We start from the raw sequence: 19219 nt of genomic DNA, 5'->3' as shown, positions 1-19219 counted from the left end.
CGCCTATTGTGAATCACCGGTCGTCAGCGCGCCGGGATGCCACCCCCGACGGACGCGACCAGCTCGGTGAGCCGTTCGAACACGCGATCCGACCCGAGCCCGTCGTGCTCGTACTCGTTCGTCACCCACGCCTGCAGATTGCCGACCCGGCCGGCGGTGTCGAGCTGCAGCCCGGAGTCGACGTACATGTCGTCGAAGTACACCGCCGCAGCCATCGGTACGTCGTTCGCCGCCAGCCGCTCGAGGTCGTACAGCTCCGGCCACCGCGGCCGCTGCGCCATCGCCTCGACCGCGCCCTGGAACGGCCGCAGGCCACGGATCTCGGAAAACATCCAGGGGTACATCATCTCGCCGGTGAACAGCAGCGGCCGCGCGTCCTCGGCGAACTCCGGCCGCCGCACCCGCTCCGCGTCGGCCGCCCATCCGGTCGCCCCCTCCCCGGATCCGTAGATGCTCTCCTGCAGAGCAGCGAACAACGGCTCCGAGAGGTACGACGACAGGTCGAGCGCCTGCCCCAGGAAGGTGTCCGAGAGCTCGTCACCGTCCAATGCTTCGTCGATCAGCCAGTGGATCCGCTCGTACCCAGGCTTCATCCCGAAGGCGATCCCGAGCGACTGGAACCGGCGTACCGTCAGCCGATCGCCGTCCGGCAGCCGTACGTCGTCAGCGGCCAGCTTGTCCGCGATCGCGGAGACCCGCTCCACGTTGTGCGGGTAGCGCTGGTAGAACTCGCGGTTCTTGGCCTCGACCCGCGGATAGGTACGCCGGTACACCTCGGCCGCCGACGGATCGATCGAGGCAAGCCCACCGGTCACGTAGCACGCAGTCAGACCCTCAGGCGCCTTGGACAGATAGGTGAGCGTCAGGAATCCCCCGTAGCTCTGACCGAGCGTCGACCACGGCTTGTCGCCGAAGACCGTCTTCCGCAGGTGCTCCGCGTCGGCGATGATCGAGTCCGCGCGGAAGCACGCAAGATAGTCGGCGCCGTCCTCGGCCGACATCGTCGCGATCCGCCGACGGGTGACCGGCGTACTCCGGCCTGTGCCCCGCTGGTCCATCAGGACGACCCGATAGTTCTTCAGGGCCTGCCCGATCCACCCGGTCACACCGATCGGCCGCGGCCCCCGCCCGCCCGGACCGCCCTGCAGGAACAGCAGGCACGGCAGGTCCTCGTTCTTGCGGGTCGGGTCGACGAGCTCGCGGGCGAAGACCGTGATCGTCTCGCCCGGGTCGGACCAATCGAGCGGCACCTCGACGGTGTGCTCGCGGACATGCATGCCGGGAATCGTGTAGCTGATCATGAGGCCTCTTTCTGCCTGCGTCTGGCATCCCACTCCGGGTTGATCCGCGGTACGGCGGCCAGCAGCGTCTTGGTGTACTCGTCCTGAGGATCGCCGAACACCTGATCGCGCGACCCCAGCTCCACGATTCTGCCTCTGTTCATCACGGCCACGCGCTGCGAGATCTGCCGGACCACGGCCAGGTCGTGCGCGATGAAGATGTAGCTGAAGCCGCTCTCCCGCTGCAGCCGCATCAGCAGCTCCAGCACCTGCGCCTGGATCGAGACGTCGAGCGCGGACACCGCCTCGTCGCAGATCACCAGCTTCGGGTTCACCGCGAGCGCGCGGGCGATCCCGATCCGCTGCGCCTGCCCGCCGGAGAACTGCGCCGGGTAGCGCCGGTAGTGATCCGGGTTCAGCCCGACCCGCTCCATCAGGTCCTGGGTGAACGCCCGTCGACCGCCGTCCGGCGTGATCCCCTGGTACGTGAGCGGCGCGGTGATGATCCGCTCCACGGTGTAGCGCGGGTTCAGCGACGAGAACGGGTCCTGGAACACGACCTGCACGTTGTTCCGGAAGCTCGCCAGCTCCTTGCCCCTGGCCCGCGTCACGTCCTGGCCGTCGAACACGACGGACCCGTCGGTCGGCTCCAGCAACCGGGCCGCGATCCGCGCGGTGGTCGACTTGCCGCTGCCGGACTCCCCCACGATCGCCAGCGTCTCGCCGAGCTCGACCTCGAAGCTCACGTCGTCGACGGCGGTGAACGTGGACTTCCGCGCCCGCGCACCTTCGCCGCGGGTGACGAACTCCTTCGTGACACCCCGTACTTCGAGCAACGTCATGTCGTCACCTCGTCGTCGATCCTGGGTACGGCGTCCAGCAGCATCCGCGTGTACTCGTGCCGCGGATCCGAGAACACCTGCTCGGCCGTCCCGTACTCGACGGGATCACCGGAGCGCATCACCAGCACCCGTCGTGCGATGGAACTGATCACGGCCAGGTCATGGGTGATGAAGATCATCCCGGTACCGGTCGTCGACTGCAGTTCGGCGAGCAGCTCCAGGATCTGCGCCTGGACGGTCACGTCCAGCGCGGTCGTCGGCTCGTCCGCGATCAGCAACGACGGCGAGCAGCACAGCGCCATCGCGATCATCACTCGTTGCCGCTGGCCACCGGAGAACTGGTGCGGGTAGTGGTCGACCCGCCGCGCGGGATCGGGGATCCCGACTCGCTCGAGCGCGTCGATCGCGACCTGCCTGGCGGCACGGCGTGAGCCACCGAGGTGTGTCTGGTACATCTCGGAGATCTGCAGACCCACGGTGTAGTAAGGATTCAGCGACGACAGCGGATCCTGGAACACCATCGAGATCGCCTTGCCGCGGACCGACCGCAGGTCTCGTTCGGAGCGTCCGATCAGCTCCGTGCCGTCCAGCCGGACGCTCCCGGACGTCCGCGCTCCGCGCGGCAGCAGGCCCAGTACGGCGAGGGCCGTCATCGATTTGCCCGACCCGGACTCACCGACGATGCCGAGCGTGTCGTCCCGGCCGACCGTGAACGACACGTTGTTCACCACGTCCACCGGACCGCGACCGGTCGGCAGCGTGACGGTCAGGTCCTCCACCACGAACAGTTCGTCGCTCATGACGACACCACCCGCACGCGCGGATCCAGCGCGGTGTACAGCAGGTCCACCACAACGTTGCCGATGACAACGAAGAACGCGGCCAGCAGCGTCACCGCCATGATCACCGGCTGGTCGTTCTTGGCGATCGAGTCGGCGGCCATCTTGCCGATCCCGTTCAGCCCGAACACGGTCTCGGTGATCAAGGCGCCGCCGAGCAGTCCGGCGAAGTCCATCCCGAAGATCGTGGTGATCGGCGTCAGCGCCGGCCGGAGCGCGTGCCGGCGCATGATCAGCGCACCGCTCAGTCCCTTGGCGCGCGCCGTCCGGAAGTAGTTCTCCGACAACGTGTCGATCACATTGCTCCGGGTCAACCGTGCGTACAGGCAGGCGTAGCCGACGGCCAGCACGACCCACGGCATCAGGTACGACTCGAACCACAGCACCGGGTTGTCCGCGAACGGCACCGCCGACGGAAACGGCAGCACCTGCAGCTTCACCACGAGCACGTACTGGAGCAGCAACGCGAGCACGTAGTTCGGCACACTCACCCCGCCGAGCGCGAGCGCCATCGCCGTACGGTCCCACCACGTGCCCTGCTTCACGGCGCTGACGAGACCGCCGATCACACCGGCGAGCAACCACAGTACGGCGGCGCCGACCGCGACCGTGACGCTGACGGGCAGCCGGGCGGTGATCATGCTCCAGACCGACTCGTTGGTCTGGAAGCTGTACCCGAGACACGGCGCCGAGCAGTGCACCGAGCCGTACTGACGGCCCGCGAAGATGCCGCGCAGGAACTCCCAGAACTGGGTCAGGATCGGCTGGTTCAGCCCGAGCACGTCGCGGATCGAGTTGATCCGGTCCGGCGTACACGTCTTGCCGCAGATCATCACCGCGGGATCCGGCGACAGCTTGAAGAAGATCAGGTACGTGAACAGGCAGACGGCCAGCAGGATCAGCACGACGCTGCCGAGCCGGCCCAGAACGTAGCGCGTCATGCCGCCTCCCCCTGGTCGATCAGCGTGCGGATCTTGTCGCCGAGCACGGTCAGCGAGAGCACCGTGAGGAACAGGAACGCGCCGGGGATCACGAAGAACATCGGGTCGACGGAGTACCAGCTGACCGAGCTCGCGATCATCTGGCCCCAGGACGCGGTCGGCGGCGACACACCGACGCCGAGGAACGACAGACCGGCCTCGGTGCCGATGAAGCCGGGGATCGCCAGCGTCGTCATCACCACGATCGAGCCGCGCAGGTTCGGCAGGATCTCCCGGAACACCACCTGGGTGTCCTTCGCGCCGGACGCCCGCGCCGCCTCGACGAACTCACGGTTGGCCAGCGTCATCGTCTGGCCGCGGATCACCCGGGCCAGGTACGGCCAGCCGAACACGCTGATCACCACGACCAGCAGCACCGGCCGGTTGCCCGACGGCAGCGACGACAGGATCGCGATCATGAAGATCAGCGCCGGGAACGCCATCAGGAAGTCCATCAGCCGCGAGATCACCTGGTCGACCCAGCCGCGGTAGAACCCGGCCAGCATGCCGAGCACCACGCCGAGAACCCCGGTCAGCAGCGTGGCCGACAGCGAGATCGTGATCGACACGCGCGCGCCGTACACGATCCGGGCGAACAGGTCACGGCCGTTCTGCGGCTCGACGCCGAACCAGTGCGAGCCGCTGATGCCACCGAGCGTCCCGCGCGGCAGGCCGCCCAGGTCGGAGTTGATCGCGGCCGAGTCGAACTGGTACGGCCCCCAGCCGCTGAGCTTCGTGATCAGCGGGGCGGCGACCGCCATCAGGACCACGATCGCCAGGAACACCAGGCAGGCCAGCGCGCCCTTGTCCCGGGTGATCGCGGTCAGGATCCGCCGGCCCGAGGTGGGCGGACCACCGGCCGCGGCCGGGGTCCCCACCTCCTCGACTTCGAGCAGTGCCGGGGTCGTTGTCACTTCCCGCTGTCCTTGAGACCGACCGACACCAGGTCGATGCCGCCCGAGAAACCGTCGTGCAGGTAGGCGCCACCGATGTTGCTCCCGACAAGCATCAGCACCTTCTCGTACAGCAGCGGCACGACCGGCGCGAGCGCCATGATCTGCTTGTCCAGCTCGCCGTACGCCGCGTTCGCCGCGTTGACATCGGTGAGCTTGGAGATCTCGTCGATCTTCGCGTTGACCCCCGGGTCGTTCAGCTGCGACAGGTTCGTGTTGCCCTTCGAGGTGATGTTGCGGCCGTCGAACAGCGGCGGCAGGAAGGTCGCGCCGGACGGCCAGTCCGGGCACCAGCCGGTGATCGCCGCGTCGTGCTGCTGCGACGTCGTACCGATCACCTCGTAGTACGTCGCGGTGTCGATCGTGTTGATCTTGACGGTGATCTTCAGCGGCGCGAGCGCCTGCTGGACCGCGACCGACATCGCCTGCATCTTCGGTTGCGCGCGGGTGTCGAGCGTCATCGTGAAACCGTTCGCGAGACCGGCCTCGGTCAGCAGCTTGCGAGCGCCGTCGATGTCGCCCTTGTTGTCCTGGCTCGGGTACGGGTCGTAGTCGACCCGGCCGGTGATCGTCGGCGGCTGGATCGTGTTCCCGATCTCGGCGAGCGCCGATCCGCCGTCCGCGTCCCGGACCGTCTGCTTGTTCACCGCCAGGTTGATCGCCTGCCGGACCTTGACGTTGTCGAGCGGCTTCTTCGTGGTGTTCAGGCCCATGTACGTCGTGCAGCCGTTGATGCCGGTCATCGTCCGCTGCTTCAGCTGCGGGGTCTGCATCCGGGCCACGGTCGCGGCCTGGACCGTACCGGCGATCGCGTCGGCGTCGGTGCCCTGACCGGCGAGCATCCGCTCGTCGATGGTGGCCGGGTCGAGGCCGAACGTCCACTGGAAGACATCGGGGTTCGCCGTCCGGACGCTGTCGGTCTTCTTGTCCCACTTGTCGTTGCGGACGAGCTTGAGCGAGGCCCCCGGCTTGTTGTCGGCGAGCTTGTACGGACCGGAGGCGATCGGCTTGCTGTCCAGCTGGTTGCCCGCGCCCTGGCCCTTCGGCACCGGCGTGAACGTGTTCTGCGCGACCACGCTGCCGAAGTCCGCGAACGGCTTCTTCAGGTGGAACACGATCGTCTTCGCGTCCGGCGTCGCGATCGTCGACAGATCACCCGACTTGTACGGACCCTGGTACGACGCGGGTGCCTCGATCAACTGCTTCGCGTACGGCGAGCCGATGCCGATCTCGGGATCCCACGCGCGCTCGACACCCCACTTCACGTCCGCGCTGGTGATCGGCGCACCGGTCTCGAAGAACAGTCCGTCCTTCAGCGTGAACGTCCAGGTCTTGCCGCCGTCCGTCGGCTTGCCGGTGTCGGTGGCCAGGTCCGGCACGATCTTGGTGCCCTCGGCCCCCGGTGCGGCGCCCTGGGTGGTCAGCGTCCGGTAGATCAGCCGGTAGAAGTTGTTGACGCCGCCGTCGAAACCGCGGGCCGGGTCGAGGTGCGAGAACGCCGCGTTCGCGAGCACCTGCAAGGTGCCACCCTGTGCTGCCTTGGCTCCTGGACCGTCCGACTGACCGCTGGTTCCGGACGTGCCGCCACCACATGCGCTGAGTGTGAGTGCGGCCGAGGCCACCAGCCCCACAAGTATTGACGTTCTCTTCATGAGCCTTCTCTTTCGGTTCGCAGCCACACACGCATGGCCAAGGCCTGACGGTTTCCCCAGAGGAAGTACGGCGACAACGTCACCGGCACCTCGCGGACGGCGGATTGCTGGGTCTGTTCGGTGATCACGGGATAGAGCTCGGGCGCCGGAGCCGCCGCGACACCGGCGGTCAGCTCGAGCACGAGATGGTCGTCACGCTCTCGCGCGATCGCTGTGCTGACAGCGCTCGGCGTGACCAGCAGGTCGTCGACCGGCGCGTCCACATCTTGTTGCTCGACGCAATAGACCAACGGCCCGCGAGCTACTGCGATCGCGCCTCGCGTCGCGTCCAGGTATGGGTGCGAGCCGTGCGCTCTAGGTGCCATCGGCAACGTCAGCCGGACGATGTCGCCAGGCACGAAGGAGCCGCGCACAACAACCCATCCGTCGTCCCCGACCACTGGGGCCCCGTCCATGCCCGCCGACATCGACGTGACCGGCAAGCTGCCGGGTCCGGGCCGGGCGAGGGTCGCGTCACTCGCCCATCCGGGAATCCGCAGCGCGATCGCGCGTTCCTCGCCCGATGCCTTCTCGATCTTGAGCGTGATCTCGCCGTCCCACGGGTAGTCGGTGGAGACCGTGAGCGCGAGGTCCCCCGCGGTGATGCGGGCGTCGGCGTACACCCCGATGTACAGGATGTTGTCGCGGGCAATTGCTACGTGGTCCTGGAGCTCGGACATCCAGCGGACGATGTTCGGCGGGCAGCACGGGCAGCCGAACCACGCGCGCCGGAGCAGTTCACCGCCGTCCTCGGCGCCGGAGCGCTGCTCGTGGTCGGGCCGGCGCTGCAGCGGGTTGTCGTAGAAGAACGCCGTACCGTCCGCCGAAAGCCCAACGGCGTAAGCGTTGTAGAGCACGGTCTCGTAGACATCGAGGTACGACGCCTTGCCGGTAGCAACGAACATTCGCCAGGCCCACTGCATCGTCGCGATCGCCGCGCACGTCTCGGCGTACGCACGCTCGGACGGCAGCTCGTACCGGTCGCCGATCGCCTCGTCGGAGTGCCGGCTGCCGAGGCCGCCGGTGAGGTAGAGCTTGGTCGCGACCATGTCGTCCCACAGCCGCTCGAGCGCTGCCAGCAGCGTCGCGTCGCCGGTCTCCAGGTACACGTCGGTCGCGCCGGCGGCGAGGTAGGCCATCCGGACGGCGTGCCCGGTGACCGACGGCAGCTCGCGGAACGGCATGTGGTCCTGGAAGTACTCCCCCGGGAAGATCGTGTGCTTGAGCTTGCCCTGGCCGCGACGATCGACGAACAGCCGCGCCTGGGTCAGGTAGTCCTCGTCGCCGGTTTCTCGATAAAGCTCGACGAGCGCCATCTCGACCTCGGGATGCCCGTCGACGACTTCCTCGCCGTGCTCGCCGTACCTGCGGACGACCAGGTCCGCGAACTTGCGGGCGACGGTCAGCAGCCGGTCGTCGTCCAGCCGGCGTTTCGCGGCGACGGCGGCCTGGATCAGGTGGCCGAGGTTGTACAGCTCGTGCCCCCAGCCGAGGTCCGACCACGGCTGCTTGGGCTGGTCCGGGTCCTGGAAGTACGAGTTCAGGTAGCCGTCCTCGGCCTGCGCCTGCTCGAGCAGTCCGGCGACCTCGTCGAAGAACTCCCGGGCGCCGGGCGCACGGCCCGCCTCGTAGGCGAGCCCTTCCAGCGTCTTGTACAGATCCGTGTCGAGGAACGGGTACCGCCCGCGATACGGACCGATCGACGGGTCGGCCAGCCGCCGGAGGTTCTCCAGGTTCCCGGCCTTCCGCAGCTCCGCGATGACATGCGGAATCGTCGCGTCCCGGTTCCGCTGCTGCCAGCTCGACAGCAGCCCACCGGTCAACTCAACCTCAGTACCGTGTGACATTGCACTGACCTTAAGTGCAATGTCACACCTTGCCAAGGGATAACGGCAGACGTTTACACGCCGGAAACCAGCCACGCCCCGATGGCCCCTTCGCTTGCCATCGTGTTCGCGTGACCGACCCCCGTCTCGATCTGCGCCGCCCGGTCCCGAGACCGGCCGGCAACCTGTTCCGCGTCACCGCTGTGGTCAGCTTCCTGAGTCTGCCGCTGATCTGGGCGGCCTTCCTGTGGCTGCCGGGACTGTTCGCCGGTGGGGACGACGGGGATTGGTGCCAGGACGGCAACGCGTGCGTTGCGCCTGACGACGGGAGCACCAACTCCATCGACGGCCTGTACCTGATCGTCGCGGCAGCGTGCGTCGAACTCGCGGTGATCGGCTGCTACCTCGCGGTGGCGGCCTCGCATCGAGGGCTCGGGCTGCGCGCCCGCCTGCACGGACTCCCGACCGCGGTCGCGATCGTGGTCCTCGCCGTCGGTGGGTTCGCCTGGCTGCTGGTGGCCGAGGGCACCGAGCTCGTCGGGTCCGCCGGGATCGGCATCCTGCTGTTCGCCTTCTGGCTGTTCACACCTCTGGTCCTGTACCGCGTCCACCGCGCCGACCGGCGGGCGGTGATTCCGGTCGCGATCGGTCTCGCCCCCACCGCCGCCTGCAACGCCTATGTCGCCCTGGATTTTCTGATCGCCGCACTGCCGGCCGTCATGCTCGTTGTCGCGATCGGGACCGTCGTCGTCGTGCGCCTTCGGCAACGGCAGTGAGTCAGAGACGCGGGTCGACCGGCTCGGACTCCAGGGCGAGTACTGCGAAGACGCATTCGTGGATGCGCCACAGGGGCTCACCTCGGGCTGCGCGATCCAGCGCCTCGATGCCCAAGGCGTACTCGCGGAGCGCCAGGGAGCGCTTGTGGCCGAGGTTGCGGTCGCGGAGGCGGGTGAAGTTGGCCGGGTCGGTGTAGTCGGGGCCGTAGATGAGGCGCAGGTACTCCTGGCCGCGCACCTTCAGGCCGGGTTGCGCGAGGCCCTTCCCGGTCCGGGTCAGGTTCGCGGCCGGCTTCACCACCATGCCCTCGCCACCGGCGCCGGTCAGCTCCTCCCACCAAGTGATCCCGGCCTCCCAGTTGCCGGCGTCGACGAACAGCCGTCGGGTCGGCGTGATCAACTCCGGGCCCTCGGCACCCATCCGGTCCGCGACGTCGAGATGCCATGCGTGCGGCCGGTCCTGGTACGTCGCCCCTTCGGACGCGAGCACCTGGAACGGCGCCAACCGCACTCCGTCGAGTCCGTCGGTCGGCCAGCAGTACCGCCGGTACGCGTCGGTGAACTTGGCAGCGTTCGCCGTACGGCGCTCCATCGTCGACAGCAACTCACCCACCTCCAGCCCAGCTGCGACAGCCGACCGTAGCGCTGCAGTTGCTGCGGGCAACGACGTACGGGCGGCCGCGCCGACGGCGGCGTACTGGTTGCGGAGCAGGTCTTCGGCCTTCGCACTCCACGGCAGCAGCTCGGCGTCGAGCAGGATCCAGGACGTGTCCTCGAACAGGCCTGTCCGCGCGGCGACCGCCCGCAACCGGAGCAGGAGCTCGTCCGTCAGCTCCGCATCGAAGAACGAACGCCCGGTCCGCGTGTGGATCGCACCTCGGCCGGCGAGACCGAACCGTTTCTCCGCAACGTCGTCGTCCCGGGTCAGCAGCACGACCGCTCGCGAGCCCATGTGCTTCTCCTCGCACACCAGCTCGGTGACGCCCTGCGCCCGGTACGTCTCGAACGCCTGCCGCGGGTGCTCGAGCAGTCCCGGCTCCGGTGATGTCGCGACCGGGCTCATCGTCGGCGGCAGGTACAGCAGGAACCGCGGATCGATCGCGAACCGGCTCATCACCTCCAGTGCCGCGCCGGCCTGCTCGGCCCGGATGCTCAGTCGCCCATGCGTCGCGGTCTCGATCACCCGCCGGCCGGTCACGTCGGCCAGCTCGAGTACATCGGGCTCGCGGGTCGGCGCCGTTGCCACGTGCAACGGTTTGGCCGGCGCGTAGTACTCCTTGGCTGCTGGGATCGACACGAGTTCGCGCTCCGGGTAACGCAACGCGGTCAGGGATCCACCGAAGACGCAGCCCGTGTCGAGGCAGATCGTGTTGTTGATCCACTCCGGCTCCGGCGTCGGCGTGTGGCCGTAGACGACCGTCGCGCGGCCGCGGTAGTCGTTCGCCCACGGGTAGCGCACCGGCAGCCCGAACTCGTCGGTCTCCCCCGTCGTCTCGCCGTACAGGCAGAACGAACGGACCCGGCCGGACGCCCGGCCGTGCATCCGCTCGACCAGGCCGGCGTGCGAGACGACGAGCTTGCCGCCGTCGAACACATAGTGCGAGATCAGCCCGTCGATGAACTCGGCCACTGCGTCGCGGAACTCCGCAGGCTCCGCGGCGAGCTGTTCGAGGGTGGTCTCGAGGCCGTGGCTGATCTTCACGTTCTTGCCACGCAGCGCCCGCAGCAGCTTGTCCTCGTGGTTGCCCGGGACGCAGTACGCGTGGCCTCCGGCAACCATCCCCATCACCAGGCGCAGTACGCCGGGTGAGTCGGGGCCGCGGTCGACCAGGTCGCCGACGAACACGGCACGGCGGTCCGGGTGTACGGCGTCGATCGGGCGGCCGGCGTCGTCGCGGGTCAGCGTGTAGCCGAGGTCCGTGAGCAGCTGCTCGAGCTCGGGACGGCAGCCGTGGACGTCGCCGATGACGTCGAACGGTCCGGTCCGATCCTTGAGGTCGTTGAACAGCCGGGTGCGTTCGATGCTGACGGCATCGATCTCGTCGACGCTCGTCAGCACGTGCACGGTCCGGAAGCCTTCACGCTTGAGACTCCGCAGGCCGCGCTTCAGTTGCGAGCGCTGCCGGGTGATGACCTTCGCGCCGAACTGCCGGTCGGCGCGCTGCTCGGTGCGCTCGACGCAGACCCGCTCCGGCGGGTCCAAGACGATCGCCACCGGGAGTACGTCGTACTCGCGGGCCAGGTTCACGAGCTCCTTGCGTGCGTCGGGCTGCACGTTGGTCGCGTCGATGACGGTCAGCCGGCCGGCCGCGAGGCGCTTGCCGGCGATGAAGTTCAGGACCTCGAAGGCGTCCTTGGTCGCGGCCTGATCGTTCTCGTCGTCGGACACCAGCCCACGGCAGAAGTCGCTGGAGATCACCTCGGTCGACAGGAAGTGCTTCCGCGCAAAGGTCGACTTGCCGGAGCCACTCGCTCCGACCAGGACCACGAGGGAGAGCGCTGGTACGTCGATCTTCATCACGCCTCCTCCCGCCGGAACAAGGCGAGCTGAGTCGGTGGGCCGACGTCGGGGTCGACCGGTCCGACGGCGCGGAACTCGACCGCGTAGCCGTAGCGGTCGGCCACGTCGCGGGACCAGGTTTCGAACTCTGGCCGGGTCCACTCGAAGCGGTGGTCGGGGTGGCGGAAGTTGCCGGCCGGGAGGGACGGGAAGCGCACGTTGTACTCGCTGTTCGGGGTGGTCATCACGACGGCTGCCGGACGGGCAGTGCGGAAGATCGAATGGGCCAGCGCAGGCAGTCGTGGCGGGTCGACGTGCTCCACGACCTCCATCAGCACAACCGCGTCCAGCCCGGCCAGCCGGTCGTCGGAGTACGTGACCGACGACTGCAGGAACCGGAGCCGGTCGCGCTGCCGGTCGGGCAGGTCGTCGTAGTGCAGCCGTCGTTTCGCTCGGATCAGCGCCCGCGCCGACACGTCCGTCGCGATCAGTTCGCCGATCATCGGGTCCTTCAGCAGCTCACCGACGAGCGCGCCCTCGCCACAGCCGATGTCCGCGATCCGCCGCGCGCCCAGCTCACGCAGTACCGCGGCCACCGTCGTACGGCGCTCGACAGCGAGCGAGACCGAGCCCTCGTCGGACGACTCGTCGGCCAACTCCTCGCCATCGACCTCGGCGAGCCGCTCGAGAGCCGCGTCGGCCAGGTACCGCCGGTGGGCGAGGTAGCGCCGCGAGATCAGGTCCTTCTCGGGATGGGCAGCGAGCCAGCCCTCGCCCGCTCGCACCAGTTTGTCGACCTCGTCGGATCCGACCCAGTAGTGCTTGGCGTCGTCCAGCACGGGCAACATCACGTACAGGTGATTGAGTGCATCGGCGAGCCGCAGTACGCCGGTCAGCCGCAGGTCGACGTACCGCGAATCGCCCCACGTGGGGACCTCCGGATCGAGCGGCACGGGACGAGCGTCGACGGACCAGCCGAGCGGGGCGAACAAGCGCCCGGCCAGGTCGGAGCCGCCCCGGCACGGGAGCGCCGGGACGTGGATCTCGAGCGGGATCGCGCGGGCGGCCAGCTCAGGACGTGCGTCGCAGCGACCGTTCATCGCGGTCCGGAACAGCTTCGCCAGCGCGACCGCGAGCAGGCTGGAGGCGGCGTACGGGCGGTCGTTCACGTACTGCCCGAGCGTGAACCCTTCCGCTGCCTTGCCACGGCCGGAGCGGACGAGCCCGATCGGATCGATCTCCAGCAGCACCGCCGCCGTACAGCGCTCGTCGGTCGCCTCCGGGTAGAAGACATGGGCCCATCCGCCGGTGACCTCGATCGCCTGCGGTCGGGCCGGGTTCTTGTGCAAGAGGAACCCGAAATCACTCGCAGGTGCGTCTAGTCCGGTCAGGTCGGTACCAAGGGTCAGGAACACCGCTGTATTCGATCATGGGTCGCGGATTGAGACACGCGGATTCAGGACTGGCGTGTTCGCGCCTTTGGATCTAGCTTGTGTTGAGAAGATGAGTCGCTACAGACCGTCCTTCCCCGCTGACAGTCGGTACATGTCCCCGGTTTGTGGCGAGAGCCCAAGCACGTGACTACGGGGAAAGGATCATGGCACCATTTTGTCGCCTCCCGGGGTGTAGCCAGTGAAACCCCAGACATTCGAACTCGTCCGTTACACCGACATCAGCGGGGTTTCCGGCACCGGCGTCGTCGCCGAAGGATGTGTCTTCACCGACGGCTCGGTCGCGCTCCGCTGGCACGGCCCGAACCCCTCCACGGCCGTCTGGCCGGATCTGGATTCGATCCTCGCCGTCCACGGCCACTGCGGCGCCACCGTGGTGCGCTGGCTGGACGTCTCCGAGATGGAGCCGGTGCCGGGCACCGACCTCCTGCCGGGCGAGCTCACCCATATCCTGGCCACCGGACGCCGCACCCGTCACCACCCGCCGGCGGTCGCGTCGGCCTGACCGCACCTCCGCATCGAACCACCGGATCGAACCTTCGGACTGACCGCCCGGCCTACGGGGTGAGGCCGGTCAGCGCGAAGAACTCCTGCCGCGAGCTGGGGTTGTCGCGCAGGATCCCCTGCAGCGACGACGTGACCGTCCGCGAGCCGGTCGCGCGGACTCCGCGCAGCGACATGCACTGATGCTCGGCCTCGATCACCACACCGACCCCCTTCGGGTCGAGGTGGTCCTGGAGCCAGTCGGCGACCTGCTTGGTCAGCCGCTCCTGCACCTGGAAGTCGCGGGCGAACAGCTCCACCACCCGGGCCAGCTTCGACAGCCCGAGGATGCGGTCACCGGGCAGGTACCCGACGTGCGCGACGCCCTGGAACGGCAGCAGGTGGTGCTCGCACAGCGACTGCACCGGGATGTCCTTGGCCAGCACGAGCTCGTCGTACCCCTCGTCGTTCGGGAACGTGGTCAGCTCGAACTCGCGCGGCGTGAGCATCTCCGCGTAGGCGTTCGCGACCCGGCGCGGGGTGTCCGCCAGATGCGCGCTCTGCGGGTCGCGCCCGAGCGCCGTCAGCAGGTCGGCGACGGCGCGCTGCGCGGCCGGAAGATCGATCTCCTCCCGCCGGGCGACGATATGGAGGGGGACGGACTCGAGGTCGGCCGAGATCGCCATCTGCTCACTCCCTGAAGTGTCAACGAAGAGCCACTATAACTGTTACATCAACGCAAGTTGTCGATAGAATCATCCCGTGGACACCTCGTGGGACGCAGAGGTTCAGGCGGTCGCCGTACTCGACGAGCCGACGCGGCGCCGGCTCTACGAGTACGTCGTGGCATCGCCGGGCCCGGTGAGCCGGGACGAGGCCGCGACCGAGCTCGGCATCCCGCGGACGACGGCCGCGTTCCACCTCGACCGGCTCACCGAAGAGGGCCTGCTCGACACCTGCTACGAGCGCCGCAGCGGACGCACCGGTCCGGGCGCCGGCCGGCCCGCCAAGCTGTATCACCGCTCCGACCGCGAGATCGAGATCACCCTCCCCGAGCGCCAGTACGCCGTCGCCGGCCGCCTGCTCGCCGCCGCCGTCGAAGACGCCGAAGCCGCCGGTACGTCGCCGCGCGAAGCGGTCAACCGGCGGGCCCGGGAGTACGGCGAGGCGATCGGCCGCGCGGCGGGCGAATCCCCGGTGATCGAGATCCTGGCGTCGCACGGCTTCGAACCGCGTGCGGACAAGGACGGCATCGCGCTGGTCAACTGCCCGTTCCAGCGCATCGCCCAGGAACAACCGAAGCTGGTCTGCGGGATGAACCTGCATCTGCTCGCAGGAATCGTCAGCGCCCTCGACCTCCCGTACGAGGCCACCCTCGCCCCGTCCTCCGGCCACTGCTGCGTTCGCCTCGTGCCGGCCGGACTAAGCTCGCCGAGTGGCACGGAGTAAACAGGCGACGGGTAAGACGAGTCAGGGCACCCCGGCGACGGTTGCGCTGACGAAGGCGAAGATCGAGTTCACGACGCACGCGTACGAGCACGACCCGGCGGCGAAGTCGTACGGGCTGGAGGCCGCCGAGGCGCTCGGGCTGGCGCCGGAGCAGGTGTTCAAGACGCTGCTCGTCGAGGTCGACGGGAAGCTCGCGGTCGGCGTCGTACCGGTCGGCAAGCAGCTCGACCTGAAGGCGATCGCGGCCGCGGCCGGCGGGAAGAAGGCGGTGATGGCCGACCCGGCCGCCGCCGAGCGCACCACCGGGTACGTCGTCGGCGGGATCAGCCCGATCGGCCAGAAGCGCGCCCTGCCCACCGTGGTCGACAGCACCGCCACCGACCACCCGAGGGTCTACGTGTCGGGCGGCCGGCGCGGTCTCGACATCGGCCTGTCCCCCGCGGACCTGATCACGGTGACCAAGGCCCGCACGGCGGCTATCGCACGGTGAGGTTCTGCACCACCGCCGTACCGTTGTAGACGTTCATCCCGAACTGACCGGATGTGATCGTGTCGTCGGTCGCGTCGATCACCTGGTTGCCGTCGACCCACACCTTCAGACTGGGGCCATTGGCAACCACCTTGAAGTGGTACGTCCGCCCGCGCTCGACCTGGAACGGGACGGTGGCGATGTCCCGGCCGGGCCGCCACAGCTTCACGACATTCGCACCGGCGTCGACGTTCACCGTGTAGTGCTGGGACGCGTCCTTGTCGGCGCGGAAGGTGAGCGCCGCGGCGATCCCGTCGACGAGCTTGACGTCGCCGTCCAGCGTGAAGTCGGAGCCGCTCGCCTTGCTCAGGTAGAACCCGTCACCGGACGACTGTCCTTGCTTGCCTCCGGCAACATCCGACCAGGTGCCGCGGGCCGGGTACCACTCGCCCTCGACGTTCGTCGTCAGCGTCGACTCGGCCCGGTGCTTCCAGATCGACGCGAGCTGGGTGACGGTCAGCGACTCCACCTGCACCCGGCCGTCGGCGACCAGGTCGATCCCGTTGCCGCCCGGGAGGCTGTCGAAGTTGACGTTGTAGCTCTGGTACACCTCACCGTCGTTCCCGAACACGTCGAGTTGACCGCGGTCGACCAGCAGGTGCAGCTTGATCTTCCCGTCGACCGGCCGCAGCGGCGTCCCGTCGAGCGTCTGCGCCTTCGCGTCGTACACGATCTGCCCATCGAACCAGCCGTCCGGGCTCGCGTGCAGCCGGAGACTGACCTTCGAGGCTTTGCGGACATCGAGCGTGGTCTCCAGTTCGTAGGTGTCACCGCCGGGAAGTGCGTGGCGCTCGTCCGCCACGGTGAGGTTCTTCAGGGTCTGCGTGTTCTCGCGGAGCGACGCGAGCTCCGGGATCGGGTTGCTGACCACGCGCAGGCCATCACTGGTGTGCTTCAGCTTCAGGTCGACCGGGAAGGATGCGTTGCCGGTCCAGCTCGAGCCCTGGTTCTCGCCTTGCCAGGCCATCGACACGACACGGTCGTTGGGCAGGTTCGAGAAGTTGAGCGCGGCGTAGTACCCGCTGCCGGCATACGTGTTGGTCTGGTTGATCTTCTGCGGCCCGGTCCAGTCGGTGTGGAACGCCGTACCGTCCCAGTCGCCGACCTGGTACTCGCCGCTGCCGTCGTGCAGGACCCAGCGGTACCCGCCGTCGATCGGCATCCGGATCATGTTCGGGCACTCGAACGCCCAGTCCGCCTGGTACCGCGAGGCGAACGTCCAGTCGAGCAGGTTGGTGGACGTGTAGAAGTCGAGGCCGTTGCCGCCCTCGTCGGACCACACGACCATGCCCCAGTGCTTCGACTCCGGATCCCAGAACACCTTCGGGTCGCGACTCGTGCCCCCGGGCGTGGCCACCTTCTTGCCGTCGGCGTACGTCTTGAAGGTGTTGCCGCCGTCCAGGCTGTAGAAGACGGTCACGCCGTTGGTGCCGGAGTAGACGATGATCGGGTCGTCATCGCCGGCCTTCAGACCGCTCGTGTTCCCGGTGTCGACCACACCGCCGCCGGACCACAGGTCGCCGGGATGGACGTGCGGGTCGAGCGCGATCGGTCGCTGCGTCCAGTGCACGAGGTCGGTGCTGGTCGCGTGACCCCAGTGCATGGTGTCCCAGACCAAGCTGAACGGGTTGTGCTGGTAGTAGAGGTGATACACGCCGCGGTAGTACAGCGGCGCGTTCACGTCGTTCATCCAGCCGCCGCGGGTGCTGAAGTGGAACTGCCCGCGGTTGTCCTCCTGGTAGTTCGTCGCTGGATACGGAAAGTCCGGATAGTCCTTCGGTACGTCGGCTCGCACTCCGAGAACCCCTATCAGTGTCAGTGTCGCCACCAGTGCCTTGATCATCATCGGTCCACCAGGTCCTGCGGCGCATCCGGGTCGCCGGGGCGCAGCGCTCCGGTCATCAGCGAGACCACCTGACTCATCGACGCATCCGCCGGGCTGACGACCGCGGCCCGGCGGCCGAGGCGATGCACGTGGATGCGGTCGGCGATCTCGAACACCTGCGGCATGTCGTGACTGATCAGCACCACCGGCAGGCCCCGATCGCGGATCCGGCGGATCAGGTCGAGCACCTGCCGGGACTCCTTCACGCCGAGTGCCGCGGTCGGCTCGTCCATGATCACCAGCCGGCTGCCGAACATCGCGGCCCGCGCGACCGCGACCGCCTGGCGCTGACCGCCGGACAAGGTCTCGACCAGCTGGCCGATGTGCTGCACGGTTTCGATGCCGAGGGCATCTAGTTGCTGCTGCGCCTGGTGCCGCATCGCGGTCCGGTCGAGCACCCGGAACACGGTGCCCAGCGGTCCGGTACGGCGTACTTCGCGGCCGAGGAACAGGTTGGTCGCGATGTCCATCGCGGGGGCCAGCGCGAGGGTCTGGTGGACTGTCTCGATGCCGGCATGGCGCGCATCGAGCGGCGAGTGGAAATGGGTCGGCTCACCGTCGAGCAGGATCGTGCCGGCGTCCGGGATCAGTGCGCCGGACAGCGCCTTGATCAGGCTGGATTTGCCGGCGCCGTTGTCGCCGACCACGGCCAGCACTTCCCCGGCGTACAGGTCGAAGTCGGCGCCGTCGATCGCCGTCACCCGGCCGTAGCGTTTGACGAGACCGCGCGCTTCGAGAGCTGGTGCAGTCATCGCGACCTCCTTCGGACGACCTGGTCGAACGCGACGGCGGCGATCACCAGGACGCCGGTCGCCACGTCCTGGTACAGGCTGTCGATGCCGGCCTGCGTCAGCCCGCTGCGCAGTACGGCGACGATCAGTGCGCCGACGACCGTTCCGAGCACGCTGCCTCGACCGCCGAACAGGCTGGTGCCGCCGATGACGACCGCGGTGATGCTGTCCAGGTTGCCGGTCTGGAAGGCGTTCGGGTCCGCGTTCGGGATCCGGCCGAGTGCCTGCCAGGCGGCGAAGGCGTAGATCACGCCGGCGATCAGGTAGACGCTGAAGCGGGTCCGGCCGACGTGGATGCCGGTCAGCCGGGCCGCCTCGGGATCGTTGCCGAGGGCATACACATGGCGACCCCAGGCGGTCCGGGTGAGGGCGTACCAGGTGACCGCGAACATCACCACGGCCAGCGTCATCCCGTGGGTGACCTTGAGCTGGCCGAACAGATAGCCGCCTTCACCGAGTACCCCGAGCACGTCGTTGGTCACCGGAAACGAGTTGCCCTCGGAGTACAACCGGCCGGCCGCGAGTACGACGGTCAGCATGCCGAGCGTCACGATGAACGGCGGCAGGTTGAGCATCGTCACCAGACCGCCGGAGATCGCACCGAGCGCCGCGCACACCAGGAAGCCGATCAGCAAGGCGACCCCGGACGGGCCGCCCTCGGTCACCAGTCGAGCGAGCACCATCGTCCCGAGCACCATGATCGCGGCGTTGGCCAGGTCGATGCCGCCGGTGAGGACGATCAACGTCTGTCCCAGCGCCAGCGTCGCGACGACCAACGACTGCTGCATCACCAAAGACAGGTTGTCGACGGTCAGGAAGGTGCTGGTCGTTGCCGAGAACACGATGATCGCGACGATCAACGCACCCAACGGGCCGAGTGCGGGATTGTGCAGGAACGCTTCCGCGGAACGGTTCCGCAGTGACGAGGTTTGCGCCAGGCTCAT

At 68.2% G+C, this 19219-nt stretch carries 17 protein-coding genes; 4 read left to right on the top strand and 13 right to left on the bottom strand.

The genetic code is table 11. From position 1 onward, the window contains the following. Positions 1-23: 23 nt before the first annotated feature. Genes OHA18_RS29330 through OHA18_RS29300 form a run of 7 tightly spaced genes read right to left on the bottom strand, consistent with a single transcriptional unit; the run spans position 24 to position 8432 of the window. Entirely contained in the window at positions 24-1301 is a 1278-nt protein-coding gene (locus OHA18_RS29330; protein WP_328998549.1) for an alpha/beta fold hydrolase, read from the bottom strand. Beyond that, a complete protein-coding gene (locus OHA18_RS29325; protein WP_328998548.1) occupies positions 1298-2122 on the bottom strand; it encodes an ABC transporter ATP-binding protein in 825 nt (274 codons plus the stop codon). Before OHA18_RS29325 ends, OHA18_RS29330 begins: the two co-directional genes overlap by 4 nt. Further along, positions 2119-2922, bottom strand: a complete 804-nt coding sequence (locus OHA18_RS29320) for an ABC transporter ATP-binding protein (protein WP_328998547.1) — start codon at positions 2920-2922, stop codon at positions 2119-2121. Before OHA18_RS29320 ends, OHA18_RS29325 begins: the two co-directional genes overlap by 4 nt. Next, a complete protein-coding gene (locus OHA18_RS29315) occupies positions 2919-3902 on the bottom strand; it encodes an ABC transporter permease (RefSeq protein ID WP_328998546.1) in 984 nt (327 codons plus the stop codon). The genes OHA18_RS29320 and OHA18_RS29315 overlap by 4 nt, the downstream gene beginning before the upstream one ends. Beyond that, on the bottom strand, positions 3899-4855 hold the full coding sequence (locus OHA18_RS29310; protein WP_328998545.1) for an ABC transporter permease: 957 nt from the start codon (positions 4853-4855) through the stop codon (positions 3899-3901). Before OHA18_RS29310 ends, OHA18_RS29315 begins: the two co-directional genes overlap by 4 nt. After that, entirely contained in the window at positions 4852-6546 is a 1695-nt protein-coding gene (locus tag OHA18_RS29305; RefSeq protein WP_328998544.1) for an ABC transporter substrate-binding protein, read from the bottom strand. Before OHA18_RS29305 ends, OHA18_RS29310 begins: the two co-directional genes overlap by 4 nt. Further along, positions 6543-8432, bottom strand: coding sequence for a glycoside hydrolase family 127 protein (locus tag OHA18_RS29300; RefSeq protein ID WP_328998543.1), 1890 nt, complete (start codon positions 8430-8432; stop codon positions 6543-6545). Before OHA18_RS29300 ends, OHA18_RS29305 begins: the two co-directional genes overlap by 4 nt. Before the next feature lie 110 nt (positions 8433-8542). Here OHA18_RS29300 and OHA18_RS29295 point away from each other — a divergent pair, with 110 nt between their 5' ends. Then, positions 8543-9187, top strand: coding sequence for a hypothetical protein (locus OHA18_RS29295; protein ID WP_328998542.1), 645 nt, complete (start codon positions 8543-8545; stop codon positions 9185-9187). 1 nt (position 9188) lies between these two features. Here OHA18_RS29295 and OHA18_RS29290 read toward each other — a convergent pair whose 3' ends face one another. Continuing rightward, on the bottom strand, positions 9189-11705 hold the full coding sequence (locus OHA18_RS29290) for a polynucleotide kinase-phosphatase (RefSeq protein ID WP_328998541.1): 2517 nt from the start codon (positions 11703-11705) through the stop codon (positions 9189-9191). Beyond that, complete coding sequence (locus OHA18_RS29285) at positions 11705-13102, bottom strand: 3' terminal RNA ribose 2'-O-methyltransferase Hen1 (RefSeq protein ID WP_328998540.1); 1398 nt, start codon at positions 13100-13102, stop codon at positions 11705-11707. Before OHA18_RS29285 ends, OHA18_RS29290 begins: the two co-directional genes overlap by 1 nt. Positions 13103-13319: 217 nt before the next feature. On the opposite strand from OHA18_RS29285, the gene OHA18_RS29280 reads away from it, so the two are divergent. After that, positions 13320-13643, top strand: a complete 324-nt coding sequence (locus tag OHA18_RS29280) for a hypothetical protein (protein WP_328998539.1) — start codon at positions 13320-13322, stop codon at positions 13641-13643. A 52-nt stretch (positions 13644-13695) separates the two neighbouring features. Here the strand turns inward: OHA18_RS29280 and folE are convergent, their stop codons facing one another. Next, positions 13696-14307 (bottom strand): GTP cyclohydrolase I FolE, encoded by a 612-nt coding sequence (gene folE / locus OHA18_RS29275; RefSeq protein WP_328998538.1) that lies wholly within the window; start codon positions 14305-14307, stop codon positions 13696-13698. A gap of 76 nt (positions 14308-14383) precedes the next feature. Between folE and OHA18_RS29270 the strand changes: the two genes are divergently transcribed. Together OHA18_RS29270 and ybaK are read left to right on the top strand one after the other, a co-directional pair. Beyond that, positions 14384-15070 carry a helix-turn-helix transcriptional regulator gene (locus tag OHA18_RS29270; protein WP_328998537.1) on the top strand — a complete coding sequence of 229 codons (687 nt, stop codon included), beginning with the start codon at positions 14384-14386 and terminating at the stop codon, positions 15068-15070. Next, a complete protein-coding gene (ybaK, locus tag OHA18_RS29265) occupies positions 15057-15560 on the top strand; it encodes a Cys-tRNA(Pro) deacylase (protein WP_328998536.1) in 504 nt (167 codons plus the stop codon). The genes OHA18_RS29270 and ybaK overlap by 14 nt, the downstream gene beginning before the upstream one ends. On the opposite strand, the gene OHA18_RS29260 is transcribed toward ybaK, so the two are convergent. From OHA18_RS29260 to OHA18_RS29250, 3 genes are read right to left on the bottom strand one after another with little or no spacing between them, the layout of a single operon-like run. Beyond that, a complete protein-coding gene (locus OHA18_RS29260) occupies positions 15547-17445 on the bottom strand; it encodes a glycoside hydrolase family 32 protein (protein ID WP_328998535.1) in 1899 nt (632 codons plus the stop codon). The genes ybaK and OHA18_RS29260 overlap by 14 nt on opposite strands. Continuing rightward, positions 17442-18236: an ATP-binding cassette domain-containing protein gene (locus tag OHA18_RS29255; RefSeq protein WP_328998534.1), complete on the bottom strand. Its 795-nt coding sequence runs from the start codon at positions 18234-18236 to the stop codon at positions 17442-17444. The genes OHA18_RS29260 and OHA18_RS29255 overlap by 4 nt, the downstream gene beginning before the upstream one ends. Then, a complete protein-coding gene (locus tag OHA18_RS29250) occupies positions 18233-19219 on the bottom strand; it encodes an ABC transporter permease (RefSeq protein ID WP_328998533.1) in 987 nt (328 codons plus the stop codon). The genes OHA18_RS29255 and OHA18_RS29250 overlap by 4 nt, the downstream gene beginning before the upstream one ends.

Source organism: Kribbella sp. NBC_00709 (assembly GCF_036226565.1).
In the GTDB taxonomy this organism is placed as follows: Bacteria; Actinomycetota; Actinomycetes; order Propionibacteriales; family Kribbellaceae; genus Kribbella.
This window is presented reverse-complemented; position numbering and strand designations above follow the sequence as displayed.

Coding starts and splice junctions, on each gene's coding strand:
- folE (WP_328998538.1), bottom strand. CDS start 14,307: ATGGCGATCTCGGCCGACCTCGAGTCCGTCCCCCTCCATATCGTCGCC.
- OHA18_RS29315 (WP_328998546.1), bottom strand. CDS start 3,902: ATGACGCGCTACGTTCTGGGCCGGCTCGGCAGCGTCGTGCTGATCCTG.
- OHA18_RS29325 (WP_328998548.1), bottom strand. CDS start 2,122: ATGACGTTGCTCGAAGTACGGGGTGTCACGAAGGAGTTCGTCACCCGC.
- OHA18_RS29320 (WP_328998547.1), bottom strand. CDS start 2,922: ATGAGCGACGAACTGTTCGTGGTGGAGGACCTGACCGTCACGCTGCCG.
- OHA18_RS29300 (WP_328998543.1), bottom strand. CDS start 8,432: ATGTCACACGGTACTGAGGTTGAGTTGACCGGTGGGCTGCTGTCGAGC.
- OHA18_RS29290 (WP_328998541.1), bottom strand. CDS start 11,705: ATGAAGATCGACGTACCAGCGCTCTCCCTCGTGGTCCTGGTCGGAGCG.
- OHA18_RS29330 (WP_328998549.1), bottom strand. CDS start 1,301: ATGATCAGCTACACGATTCCCGGCATGCATGTCCGCGAGCACACCGTC.
- OHA18_RS29250 (WP_328998533.1), bottom strand. CDS start 19,219: ATGAGCCTGGCGCAAACCTCGTCACTGCGGAACCGTTCCGCGGAAGCG.
- OHA18_RS29255 (WP_328998534.1), bottom strand. CDS start 18,236: ATGACTGCACCAGCTCTCGAAGCGCGCGGTCTCGTCAAACGCTACGGC.
- OHA18_RS29260 (WP_328998535.1), bottom strand. CDS start 17,445: ATGATGATCAAGGCACTGGTGGCGACACTGACACTGATAGGGGTTCTC.
- OHA18_RS29305 (WP_328998544.1), bottom strand. CDS start 6,546: ATGAAGAGAACGTCAATACTTGTGGGGCTGGTGGCCTCGGCCGCACTC.